The 12,557-nt window shown below is 39.5% G+C and carries 11 protein-coding genes, 1 pseudogene and 1 other annotated feature; all 12 genes and pseudogenes read right to left on the bottom strand.

Translation table 11 applies throughout. From position 1 onward, the window contains the following. Window positions 1–241: 241 nt before the first annotated feature. On the bottom strand, window positions 242–622 hold the full coding sequence (gloA, locus tag HMPREF8578_RS08485) for a lactoylglutathione lyase (protein ID WP_000157147.1): 381 nt from the start codon (window positions 620–622) through the stop codon (window positions 242–244). 97 nt (window positions 623–719) lie between these two features. Beyond that, window positions 720–3,491 carry a J domain-containing protein gene (locus tag HMPREF8578_RS08480; RefSeq protein ID WP_001028660.1) on the bottom strand — a complete coding sequence of 924 codons (2,772 nt, stop codon included), beginning with the start codon at window positions 3,489–3,491 and terminating at the stop codon, window positions 720–722. Window positions 3,492–3,504: 13 nt separating this feature from the next. Further along, complete coding sequence (locus HMPREF8578_RS08475; protein ID WP_000635023.1) at window positions 3,505–5,169, bottom strand: molecular chaperone HscC; 1,665 nt, start codon at window positions 5,167–5,169, stop codon at window positions 3,505–3,507. Window positions 5,170–5,343: 174 nt separating this feature from the next. Further along, window positions 5,344–5,703, bottom strand: coding sequence for a 50S ribosomal protein L20 (gene rplT / locus HMPREF8578_RS08470; protein ID WP_000124830.1), 360 nt, complete (start codon window positions 5,701–5,703; stop codon window positions 5,344–5,346). A 51-nt stretch (window positions 5,704–5,754) separates the two neighbouring features. Then, window positions 5,755–5,955 (bottom strand): 50S ribosomal protein L35, encoded by a 201-nt coding sequence (rpmI, locus tag HMPREF8578_RS08465; RefSeq protein ID WP_001125942.1) that lies wholly within the window; start codon window positions 5,953–5,955, stop codon window positions 5,755–5,757. Window positions 5,956–5,987: 32 nt separating this feature from the next. Beyond that, window positions 5,988–6,518 carry a translation initiation factor IF-3 gene (gene infC, locus HMPREF8578_RS08460; protein WP_000848184.1) on the bottom strand — a complete coding sequence of 177 codons (531 nt, stop codon included), beginning with the start codon at window positions 6,516–6,518 and terminating at the stop codon, window positions 5,988–5,990. Window positions 6,519–6,533: 15 nt separating this feature from the next. Beyond that, window positions 6,534–6,665 (bottom strand) — a sequence feature (ribosomal protein L20 leader region). Between the two features lie 157 nt (window positions 6,666–6,822). Continuing rightward, window positions 6,823–8,007 carry a hypothetical protein gene (locus HMPREF8578_RS08455; RefSeq protein WP_000652063.1) on the bottom strand — a complete coding sequence of 395 codons (1,185 nt, stop codon included), beginning with the start codon at window positions 8,005–8,007 and terminating at the stop codon, window positions 6,823–6,825. Beyond that, window positions 8,004–8,597 (bottom strand): ATP-binding cassette domain-containing protein, encoded by a 594-nt coding sequence (locus HMPREF8578_RS08450; protein ID WP_000933548.1) that lies wholly within the window; start codon window positions 8,595–8,597, stop codon window positions 8,004–8,006. Before HMPREF8578_RS08450 ends, HMPREF8578_RS08455 begins: the two co-directional genes overlap by 4 nt. A gap of 32 nt (window positions 8,598–8,629) precedes the next feature. Then, a pseudogene (locus tag HMPREF8578_RS12675) lies at window positions 8,630–8,844 on the bottom strand (hypothetical protein). A gap of 148 nt (window positions 8,845–8,992) precedes the next feature. Continuing rightward, window positions 8,993–11,233, bottom strand: coding sequence for a DNA internalization-related competence protein ComEC/Rec2 (locus HMPREF8578_RS08440; protein ID WP_000084753.1), 2,241 nt, complete (start codon window positions 11,231–11,233; stop codon window positions 8,993–8,995). Beyond that, window positions 11,217–11,867, bottom strand: a complete 651-nt coding sequence (locus HMPREF8578_RS08435) for a helix-hairpin-helix domain-containing protein (protein WP_000387312.1) — start codon at window positions 11,865–11,867, stop codon at window positions 11,217–11,219. Before HMPREF8578_RS08435 ends, HMPREF8578_RS08440 begins: the two co-directional genes overlap by 17 nt. A gap of 66 nt (window positions 11,868–11,933) precedes the next feature. Then, window positions 11,934–12,503, bottom strand: coding sequence for a GNAT family N-acetyltransferase (locus tag HMPREF8578_RS08430; protein WP_000443766.1), 570 nt, complete (start codon window positions 12,501–12,503; stop codon window positions 11,934–11,936). Window positions 12,504–12,557: the final 54 nt, after the last annotated feature.

Below are 12,557 nucleotides of genomic sequence, written 5' to 3'. Positions count from 1 at the left end.
TTTCCTCCTTAAATTTTAAGGGGACCAGATAAAGAAAAGACCTTGCTAATGCAAGGCCTCAGTTGGGTTAGGCTAGAACTCATGCGCACACTTAAAAAGTCTCCACAGAGTCCCCTATCCCTTTTATCTGACACCTTGTGAGTCTCTCTGGACTCCCCTTAAAGGTTAAATTTGTATTAGTATACTCTTTCAAAGAAAAAAAGTCAAGTAGAAAACGAACATTCTACTTGACCTTACTGGATTATTTTTCACGAATGACTTCGACCTTGTAACCGTCAGGATCTTTGACAAAGTAATAGTTTGGTTGAGTTCCTGGAAGTCCATTAGGGGCTGTCACCTCATAGCCTTTAGCGCTATGTTCTTGATGTAGGGCCTCAAGGTCAGGTGTGCTGAGAGCGATGTGGGCAAAGCCATCTCCTACCACATAAGGGCCGTGATCATAGTTATAGGTCAATTCCAACTCGTAGTCATCACCATCAAGTCCTAGATAGACAATGGTGAATGCATGGTCTGGAAAATCTCTGCGACGCAATTCTTTAAAACCAAAAGCATCTTGATAAAAAGCGATTGATTTTTCAAGGTTTTCTACTCGTAAGCAAGTGTGTAGCATTTTTGAAGCCATTTTCATTACCTCTTTCATTTGAATACTTCTATTATACCTTTATTCAGAAAAATTTACTAGAAAATTGAACTAGAGGCCTCTTCTCTCCGCTTTCATTCTAACCAGCACTTTTACGGTTTTCCTTGCGTATATTGCCAATAAGGAAAAGTATGATAAGGATAAAAAGTCCTTCGAGGAAGTAGAAAGTAAATTCGCTGTTCATGATTAGTAAGTCTTTGTAATGATAGTTATTACCGAAAACTGAATTTGGTGCGAATAGGATTCGGAACAGTCTTCTTAGGAAAATAAAGATCTGCAATCCATAAATCATAAAGACCTTCTTCACACCAATCATGAAGCCTTGATCCTTTGTAAAATAAGACAAGGCAACTCCATTTAACAAGAGGATAACAGTTATAGCCAGTGTTTCATTTCGTAGAATAGTTGGATCAAAGATGTCTAAACGGCTGTGAATGTAGGGCAACGTTTGAAAGAGTAGGATCCCCAAAAATGCTGGAAAGAGAATTTTTTTCAAAGATGGTGGAAATCCGGGACTAAATCTTGTAAAAGACAAGCATATCACAAAGATTGCAAAAATATGGAAGTACATAATTGCAACTCCGGAAATGATCTGGCTTCGATTTACCAAAGCAGATAAGAAGCCAGCAGAAAGAAAGATACCGACAGGAATCAGCTTATCCAAAGAATAATCCCACTTCAGCCCTTGACTCACCTGGAAACCATCGATGAGACAGAAAAATGTAATAAACATAAGGGCACCAATGAGACCAAACGGTAAGAATGGAGTGACGAGGAGCAATAACAAGATGAATAGGAACCATGGATGGGGACTGTGGTAGAATTTTCGTTTTGAACCCCTAGCTGTCACTCCTTCCTCAATCTGTGTTTGCCTTAATTTTAGCATATAGACGTAAAAGAGAGAAAACATACCAGCATGGACCCATAAATTATCAATAGGTTGCTCTAGAACACTGAGTATCAAACTCACAATCGAAAATAGACCAAAGACAAACTGAAGAAACTTATTTTTAAAGACTTGTCTTTTTTTCCAATCCAAATAAGAGAGCTTGGCCTTTGGATGACTAAGTTCATAAGCATAAACTGTCATCTCTTCTAGTTTCTGGTCTGTCTCCTCCGTCATCATTTGGGGAGCCATTTTAGAAGTAGGAAAAGGAGCTAAAACATATCTCAGGAGCTCGCCGTCTGTAAACCGATGGTACTCCTTATAGATCTGCTGAAGCAAAATCGTTAGAATGCGTGGTCTTCCTTTAAAGTAGCTTCTCCACTTCTCCCAATCATTGATATCTTCATCGCTCTTAGTAAGCTTATCAATATAGAGATAACCTTCATTGTACCAGTAATCAAAATTTTCTTTTTTGTTAAGTGCATACTCCTCTACCACTGAAGGATAAGAATGGATACTCTTCCAGAAATGGAGTTTTTTCAGGTAAGGATTTGATTCCTCATCGCTGTAACGCTCCACAAATTGGAGAACGAGTGCTAACACTTTCGCATTGGTTAAAGGATAGACGTCCACTTTTTCTAACAAATCAAGTAGGAGCGTGTGATCTTTGACTGATTCAAAAAGGTATTGCCAATCACGTAACAGTTTATACTCGTCTTCATACTGAGCATGGAGCAACTCATAGAAGGCTGCCTCAACTTCATCTGGATTATCTAGAGAGTAGTGACTAAAGTCAACGTTTTCTCCCAGCTCCCCTTTTACTTCCTCTATGTAATCAGCCAAGTCATTCAAGAGTGGATAATCCTCTTCAAATATGACTTGTCGGTTTTTTTCCAGGATATAGGTTAAAACTGGCACACTCTTGATTATCTGACGATTTTGATTTACTTGATCCAAGACCATAAAGGCCAAATAGGGGTGCTTGAAAAACTCTATCCAAGAGTTCAATTGATTTGCTTTGTTAAAATCATGGAGAATTTCTTGGCAAAGTTTATAAGAATAATAGAATTGCTCAGTAGCTTCTTGTGCGCTTTCAAGCGAACTGCCTTCCTCTTCTGCTATATCTCTTTTAACTTTCCAATACTTCAGTTTATAGTAATAGCCCCAGTGTCGGAAGTCAGGTATATAGTCTTCCAGCAAGGGAATGAGGATAGAGAATTGCTCCGGTTTGTTAAAAATATAAACATCCATTTTCTCTAAAACGGATTGAACAATGTCCATATCATACTGATACTGATGAAAGAACTGACGCCATAGATGCTCTTGTTCTTCTGGACTGTAATCATCATTTTTAACAATACTTTCAATCGCATTTCGGATCAGATAAGTTTCTTCATTATAACCGCTAAAGTCAAGAGTAGACCTTGTTAATCCTTCTTGCCCCTGGTTCTCTTCGTCACCAAACGTTTCAAAGTTGAGGGTATTCTTAGCTCTTTCTTCAGAATCTCCATTTAGCTGAACTTCCTCATCATAGTCACTAAAGTCAAGGGTGGACTTTTGCTCATCCTCTTCCGCTTTAAAGGTTTCAAAGTTAAAGGAATCGCTGGTTTTATCAGTTGATTGCTGATAATCACTAAAATCAAGACTAGATCTTTCAGACTCTTCGTTCTCAGTCTTCGTTTCTTCAGTCAAGTTTTCAAAGTTGAAACTAGAGTTAGGCTTTCCATTCGCCTCTTCTTCAAGTTCAGTAGCTTCTTGAGAGTCACTCGCTTTTCTTAGGCTATTTTCTGGTCTTGTGTTTCTAGACCTCGCATAAGTCAAGGCTTTTTGGTAAGCTTCAACAATTTCTTGGTAAATTTCTGGTTGGTCTTCTGGGTGATAGAGCCGAACCAGTTCAGCATAACGCCTTCTAATAAGCTTGACGTCAGTCGTTGGCTCTATCCCTAAAGTTTCCCATATATTCATAAGGTCTCCTCTTTTACAGTCCTCGCTCTAGGAAGTCTAGATAGTTTGAAAATGATTGATAGAGTTTTGGCAAATGATACATAGATGCTTGGCTGACCTCTTCTTCAAATCGTCTAGTTTCAGCCATTAGCTCATCTCTTCTTCTCCCCAAGAGCATACTGTACACGCGATTCGCTTTTTCAATCAAGAAGCGATAAACCTCTGTTTCTTGAGCATTGATCTTATAGCGAGTCAACTCTGCTTGCTTAGCCTTGATTTCCTTTTCTGTCAGAGTAACACTATCTTGGAGAATAACATGACTAAAGACTTCCTGTGTTGAATCAATTTTCACTTCGACATCCAAAATTCCATTTAAATCATAGGTAAATCGAACTGTGAAACTTTCATTTACTCGAGTATTCACAGGGACGGGAACTTCTAATTCTCCTAGGAACAGATTTTGTGATGCCTTCATCATCTCACCTTGATAGACCTTTATCTTGACTTGACTCTGTCCCAATTCAGCCGTATAGTACTGCTCGATGCGTGAAGCAGGTAGGGTTGAATTTCGCTCAATAATCGGCGAAAAGCGGTCGCCAACTATCTCAATCCCCAGTGTAAAAGGACAAATATCAGACAGTAATAAATCTCGTATCTCACCCTGGCGTTCTTTTATTCCTGCTAAAAGGGCACAACCTCTCGCAATCATCCGATCGGGATCATCCGAAACCTGCACCACTTGATTGATACAGTAGGATAAAAAATCCTGAACCAAGCGGAGTTTCGAAGTCCCCCCAACAAGAACAAAGTTATCTGATGATACATAGCTATAGCGCGCATCCATCAAGGCACGGTCCAAAACGGCCTTAACACGGGCTAGCAGAGGCTGACAAAGCTCATAAAAACGCTGGTAGCTCAAGTCTAAAGTGTATTCCTGTTCTTGGTCCAGAACTGTCATCTTCACTTCTTCTTTCTCATTGAGTTCTAGTTTAGTCTTTTCAGCCTGTACCAGAATTTTGCCATAAAATTCACGGGAAATCGTATCCTTGGTTAATTGATTGGAAACTAAAAATTCCTCAGCAATAGCCGCAGTGAAGTCTTCTCCTCCCAAACGATTGTCCCCTGCAATCGACACGATTTCGACGATATTATCAAAAAGCTCCACAACTGAAATATCAAGAGTACCACCACCAAAATCGACCACAATAAAAGATTGATCTTCTTGGTTTACCATAGATCTTTTAGCAAGAGCTGCTGCAGAGGGTTCATTGATAATCCGATCAATCTGAACACCTGCAAATTTCCCTGCTAGTTTGGTCGCATAGCGTTGAGCATCGTTGAAATAGGCTGGAACACTGACAATCACTTCCTCGACCTTTTCCCCAAGATAGTTCTCTGCATCGTCTACCAACTTTCGAATGATAAAAGAGCTTAATTCTTCAGCCTTATATGCTCGATTTCCTAGCGTCAACTCATGCTTGGTCCCCATAAAACGCTTGAACTGAGAAACCGTCTTATCTGGGTGGGTCACCAAGCGTTCCTTAGCAATTTTTCCAACTATAATCTCATCATTGTCATCTAAAGCCACAACAGATGGAGTCAAATACTCACCAAAAGCATTGGGAATCAGCTTAACCTGGCCATCTTGGTATACCCCTACTAAAGAATTAGTCGTTCCTAAATCAATACCTACTATCATCTTCTTCTAACTCCAAATCTTTTTTAGATATTCCTATTATACAAGAAAGATCCTATTTTCTTTGAAAAAATCTGTTATTTACTCTCTAAAATAGAAAATCATTTATGGAAAATAAAAAAGTTTCACCCTACTCTTGCGGTAAAACCACGAGAGTAAGAATGAAACAGTTTGTCATTATTTACCAAGTTTTGCTTTAGCTGCATCTGCAAGAGCTGTGAAAGCTGCAGCATCGTTAACAGCCAAGTCAGCAAGCATTTTACGGTTAACTTCGATTTCAGCCAATTTCAAACCATGCATCAATTGTGAGTATGAAAGTCCGTTCAAACGAGCTGCCGCATTGATACGAGTGATCCACAATTTACGGAAGTCACGTTTTTTCTGACGACGGTCACGGTATGCATAGTAGTAAGAGTTCATTACTTGTTCTTTTGCAGTACGGAACAAGATGTGTTTAGCTCCATAGTAACCTTTTGCTAATTTAAGAATACGTTTACGACGTTTGCGTGATACAACGCCACCTTTAACACGTGCCATGTTTTATTTCCTCCAAATATTTCCTAGAATTGTTTACTTACTGTTAGGCTATTATTTCAAGCGAGTAAGCATTGCTTTGATACGTTTGAAATCTCCTGAATGCACCATAGATGCTTTACGAAGATGACGACGTTGTTTCTTAGTTTTTCCGTGGAAACGGTGAGAAGTGTAAGCACGGAAACGTTTAAGTCCACCAGAACCTGTACGTTTGAAACGTTTAGCTGATGCGCGGTGTGTTTTTTGTTTTGGCATGATTTTTTCTCCTTTATTTAACTTTCTGACAATTATTTTTTGTCAGTTGCTGGCGCCAACTGCATGAACATTTGGCGTCCATCCATCTTAGCTCGTTGTTCGATGATCGCAATATCTTGTGTTGCTTCAGCAAACTCGGCTAAAACTTTTGCACCAATCTCTTTATGGGTGATCATACGCCCTTTAAAGCGAATGGATACCTTAACTTTATTTCCTTTTTCAAGGAACTTGCGTGCATTGCGAAGTTTTGTGTCAAAGTCACCCTTGTCAATAGTTGGACTCAGACGAACTTCTTTCACAGTAACAACACTTTGTTTTTTACGTTGTTCTTTTTGCTTTTTCTGGTACTCAAATTTGAACTTACCGTAGTCCATAATTTTAGCAACAGGCGGTTTTGCTTGGGGTTGAATCAATACTAAGTCAACATTTGCACTATCAGCCAATGCTTGCGCTTCGCTGAGTGGCTTGATGCCTAGCTGTTCTCCCTCAAGACCGATCAAGCGAACTTCACGTACACGAATTTCATCATTGATGAATAAGTCTTGCTTTGCTATGGTTTTCACCTCTTTTTTATTATTAGAGAAAAACAATAGCGGACTCGTAATGATACAAGCCCGCACGTTATGATAGCGTTTCTTAGAAACTTTTCATCCGTAGGGCCAGGCAACTTGATGTCACAAGGCGAGAAGCTCTCACTTCTGCTTTTCTCAACTTTTATATGATACCAAGTTTTCTATTCCTTGTCAAGATAAAAAGTCATTTTTTCGAAAAACTTTCTGTTTTCTTCTTGATGTCTGCATCAAAAAGAGAGAACCAAGTTGATTCCCTCTCTATGTTATTTTTCCCCTCATCTTCCGTATAGGAACGCTAAGACCTATTAAAAACTTCCTTTTTACGAGAACTTCCCCATCTTTCGAGAAATAGAATCCCCACTAACAAAAGAATAATCAGGCAAGGAAGTAAGACCATCCCCATGCTCCAATGTAGATCTACATTATTAATCTGTTTAGGTAATCTTCCAGATAAAATCTCCACTGAACGCAGGTAAGTAAAGGGAATCAGATGGGCAATACTCTGAAGAGGCTGGATCGTTTGGATACCAAACAATAAGCCAACAATCCCAATGAGGGAAAGAAAGAGGACAGGCATTTTTTGCTTGAAAAAGTAAGCAATCAAGTAGACGACTTCCACAATGACGATAAAGGCTAAGAAAGCTAATAGCAAGCTAGGAAATAACACATCTTGTATTTTTCCAATAGTTACCTCTTGATTGGTTAAGCTATAAATAGGGTATGGATAATCTAACTGTCCAAAACCACTTATCAGACTTCCCACTAGAAAAGAAAATCCACAGATTCCAATAAACAGCACGGTTACATAGCTCACCCCAACTCCAAGAGAGGACATGGCAAATGTCACTTTTGAAAAAGGATATAACTGAGCTGTATCGAGATTATTTTGATATCTTTCTGCGAACAGTTGTGTTAGCATAAAAATAATACCAATCACAAACAAGGTTGGGATGATAGCCTCTAAAATCCAGACAATCTGATCAATCCCGTGGGTCGGAAACTCCAAAGTATGTGCTTTTATGTTCAAGGGATACAGGGCTTGGTAAATCTTTCGTTGGCGGTCAACTGCCATTTTTAATTCAGAGTCAGAAGTCGGTTGATTTGACATAACTTCATAATTCTTCTCTTCATCTTGCCACTGCAAATAATAGGCTTCTTTCCATCGACCTTCTTTTAACAAAGTCAGAATTTCTTTCTTTTGCGTTAAAAGATTTTTTTGCAATTCTAAATTACTTTTAACACTCTGGTATTCCTCCGAGCTGGTGTCAGACATTTGGGAAAGCTTCACTTCATTTTCATTGACGATTCTCTCATCTTTTACAAGACGGGTTTCCAACTCGCTCTCCAAGCTGTGTGAGTTTGCAGTCTGACTATTTAAATAAAAGGTAACACCGAGTACAGATGCAAATAAAAGTAAGATAATCCAGTTTAAACGACTTTTGAAAACTTTCTTTAATAAAAATAGGCTAATATCTTTCATAATGGAACCTCTTCTATCTGCCCCTGACGAATGGTTACGATGCTATCGCAAATCTCCATTAACTCCTCTTTGTAGTGGGAACTCAAAAGAACCAGCTGTTCTTTTCTATCGATTTGTGCCAGCCTATCAAAAAACTTCTGTCGATAATACTCATCTAAGCCATTTGTTATCTCATCCATGAGCCAGCATTTCGCCTGACTGAGGAAATACATAGCAATCACCAAGCGTTGCTTCATCCCTAAGGAATACTTGCGGATGGGAAGGTTGATATAGTCAGACATTTCCCAATAGGCGATTGCGTCCCCCAAGTTTAGGTCTGACTTCCAGATATTTTTTATGAGACGAAGGTAGTCCATCCCACTTAAGTTTCCATCCAGCCATTCAACGCTCTCATAATAAAACAAAGAAGGAGGGGCTGCGATATGTCCACTACTAAGGGGAAGCAGCTTGCTCATAGCTCGGAACAGTGTCGTCTTTCCCGAGCCATTGATAGCAAGAACGCCATAAATCCTGCCCTTTTCAAATGTGAAATCAACATCTTGCAAGATGACTTGTCGCGTTTTTAAGGTAACATGAGTAAGATTTAACATATCCAGCCCTCCTTTTTCTCACTCTTTAACGATTAATAGCCTCCGCTGTAGTAGTTTATGACCTCATAACGATTGTAATTCCATCCTCCGCCAATTTTATACTCAGAATAGACCATAACGGGATAGAAATGTATTGATGGTTGTGATAGTTAGTACTATATTCCCACATAGTATTCCAATCATACCAATATTTTTTAGTGACTGTTACAGCAGATGCAATGGATTGAAAAAGACCAACAGATAACAAACTAGCTAATAAAACGGGTTTTACTGATTTTTCATGTTTTCATTGCAGTTATATCTTTACTATTGGAGACGCTTTCATTATATCGTTTTTCCCTATATTATGCAACAGATTATTTGTTTATTTTACTAATATATAACACCTTTTCTTCCTAACGAACACTTTCAATCTGCCAACTATTCCATCCTTTAAAGCGAATGGCTCCTTGCTGATCTGTTCGGTAAATCTTACTCTCGATGGATTCTAGTCGTGTCAAGGTTTCCTGATGGGGGAGTTTGGCACGATTGTTCTTACCCACTGAAATGAGAGTAATCTCTGGTTTGAGTTTTTCTAGAAAAGTTGGATTTGATGAGGTTTTAGCACCATGTTGGCCTGCTTTCAAGACATCCACCTCTAAGTCAGGATAATGCTTCATCAAGTCCTTCTCTCCCTTCTCTTTCAAATTTCCTGTGAAGAGAAAGTGCTTATCCAAGAGTTTTCCATAAAGAACCAGAGAATCATCACGATTCCCATCTCGAATCTGCCTTGAAGATAGAAGTTCTAAGTAACTGCCAAAAATCGGCAAGTTCTCCCCTGCAGTTAAACTGCGCACCTCGGTTTGGCTTGCTTCTAATTCTGCCACAAAATCCTTCTGTGTCAAACTTCGTTTTGATACTAAAATCTCCCCGACATGGAAAGCCTTTGTTACTTCTAGCAAATCGCCAATATGCTCCTTATCTGTATTTGTCAAAATCAGCTGGTCAATCTTGTCTACTCCTCGACTTTTAAGATAGGGAATCAAGGTTCTCTGGGCATTGCTGGTTGTCGCCTTTTCTTGCCAAGCCTCGATTTTCTTACTAGCTTCTACCTTACCACCAACATCTATGAGAATGGTTTTCCCAGTTACATCCCGTAGGAAAATACTCTCCCCTTGCCCCACATCCAGCATGGTAATTTCATTTTCAAGTGGATGCTTGGTCAGGAAAAAGAGCCCCACAATAAAGAGAATGACTCCTGCTATTCTTTTAATATTTTTCCTAAAATCATAGACTAAAGCTAATGAAACTAAGAGAAGAATCAAAAACCACGCATTGGGTTGACCAAAAACTAGAGGTCTACTTGCCAGCTGCGATACCAAGCGAATGATGTTCTCCAACCACTCAAAGACAAAGTTAAACTGAGTGACTGGGTAAATAAAAGACAGAATGAATAAGATGGACAAAAGTGGCAAGAAGACCACATCAAACAGAAAGGAAAAGACAACGGTCAAAAGGATAGACCAAGGCTGAAATTCTGCAAAATAGAAGGATAGAATGGGCAATATTCCCAAAGAAATGACCAAACTTTCTCTGGCAACAGCCTTGAGCCCCTCCCCTTCTTTGCTTGTCATGGTCAAGATAAAGGCGTAGGCACAGGACAAGACTCCTCCTGCAGTTAGGAAAAAGTTTGGCATAATGATAAAAAGGACAAGGACCGTCAAGGCAAAATTATCCAACCCCTTAACACCATGTTGGGCCAGTAACTTTTGCAAGAGACTGCGAATGACCGAAACTGAAAATCCTGTCAGACCTGCATAGATAAGGGAAAAGGGATAAGTTAGCCACTTCAACTTTTCTTGGGTCAAGCCCAATCGCAAGAGGAGTTTCTTAAAGGCATCCATAAAGAAGCCCACCTGCATACCCGACAAGGCAAAGAGATGGATAATTCCAAGACTGGAATAGAGCTCATTCATTTCCTCAAAGTCCGTGTCCAAATGTCCCAGCAAGAGCCCTGTCATATAATTGCGCATAGGGTCTGGAAAGTGATCCTTGATCCAAACTACAGCCTTTCGACGTAAACTAGACAGATTTTCCCCTATATCCCAACTGCTAACCTTTTTAAGTGACTGGATGTTATTAATAGTCAATGTCTGGTAAATCCCTTGAGTCTTTAGATAGGCTTGGTAGTTAAAGCCACCAAAATTTCTCTGCCCTTCAGGCTCAGAAAGTTTTCCTTCTAGCTCTATCTCGTGAAGGTCTGTTAAGGCCTGAAAGAGCTCTTTCTCTTCCTCGGACTGTAGCTTATAATAAACTTGGAAGGTGCGGCCGTCAGCCTTGCCCCGAAAGGACAGACTATCTCCATTAACTTTAATAGTATCTGGTAAAATTCTCACCTTCTCTACAGACGCAACTAAGTCTTGACTAGCTTGTGTCTGTTGCCAGTTTTGAAACAAAAACCAAAAACCAAAAACTCCACAAATCGCTAGAACTTTTCCAGCCGATTTCCAAGGAAATTGGAAAAAGAGACAGACGATCAAAAAAACAAAACCTAGCAATGCGAGATAGGACACTCCAAAAATGGCATAGTAAAGCCAGAGTAACAGAAAACTCAGATAGATTAGGGGGATAGGGAAATTCTTAATCCACTGTGACATAATCTTTTAGCTTTTCTATGGTCTTAGCGCCAATACCAGAGACTTTCTTTAATTCATCTACCGACTTGAATTTGCCATTTGCCTCACGATGGTCGATAATATCCTGGGCTCGCTTTCCTCCCAAGCCTTTGACCTGTTTTAGTTCTTCCAGACTAGCTTTATTAAGGTTGATCTTCTTTTCTTTACTTGTCGAAGGAGTCGTTCCAGAGGCAACCTGCTGGCTAGCTGCTTCTTCTCCCTTAGTTGGAACATAGACAAGAGCCTCGTCACTGACTTTCTGTGCTAGATTGAGCGACTTGCTATCTGCCTCATCTGTCAATCCACCTGCCTTCTGAACGGCATCATGAACTCGACTTCCTACTGGCAAATCATAAATCCCTGGCGATTTGACAGCACCTTTGACATCTACTGTTATTAGATCTTGTTCAGGAGATTCTTCCTTTTCCTCCTTTTTCACTTCTTTTTCAGACGATGAATCCTTTGAAACAGCGGCAACTTCAGCCTGCAAATTTGTTTCTTTTACAGATGTTTGTGTAGATGGCTTTAGCAGGAAAAATCCGCCCAAGGCCAAACCCAAACCAGCACAAATGACAATGATTTTATACTCTTTGATTTTCTCGATAATTGCTTCCATATTTTCTCCTCTCTTAAGTTATTCGCAAGAGAAAGAAAAAACAGTCGAAAATTTCTTTTCAACTGCTTATTTATTTGCAAAATAGTCTTCCTTAGTCAAGACATAATGAACTCTTGTGATAATTCGACCTGGTTCTTTATTATCCATTCTGGCATAGGGTTCTTCGTGGGAAAAGCGCATACCTGATTTCTCCATGACCTTTCCTGATGCGGGATTGTCTTTATCGTGAAGAGCGGTCAACTTGTTCATTCCAATCTTCTCAAAAGCCAGTGCAATCACGGCACGATTGGCTTCTGTCGTCAATCCTTGATTCCAATATTTTTTATTGATAATGTAGCCAATAGCTGCCTTCTTAAGAACAGTATCGATCTTGTGCAAGTCAATGGTACCAATAAACTTGCCGTTATTTTTTAATTCGATTCCCCACCGTCCCAAGGGACTAGCCAAGTAAAACTGAGCTATGTTATTCTTGGTTTCTTCTAAGCTTTGATTTGTTGGAAAAGTGTAGCGTGTATTTTCTCTGTCTGAGGCATACTCAAACATAGCTTCTGCATCGTCCAAGGTTACAGGTCGGAGCAATAAACGCTCCGTTTCTATAGTTGGATACTTGGAAAATTTAACAAATATTGATTCCATACTTTTTCCTCCATTAGAGCTTGATTCTCACTAGTCTAGCATAAAGAAATTTGA

It is taken from the genome of Streptococcus oralis ATCC 49296 (genome assembly GCF_000185265.1).
Lineage (GTDB): Bacteria > Bacillota > Bacilli > Lactobacillales > Streptococcaceae > Streptococcus > Streptococcus oralis_BC.
The sequence above is the reverse complement of the archived record's forward strand: the minus strand, read 5'-3'. Positions and strand labels throughout refer to the sequence as shown.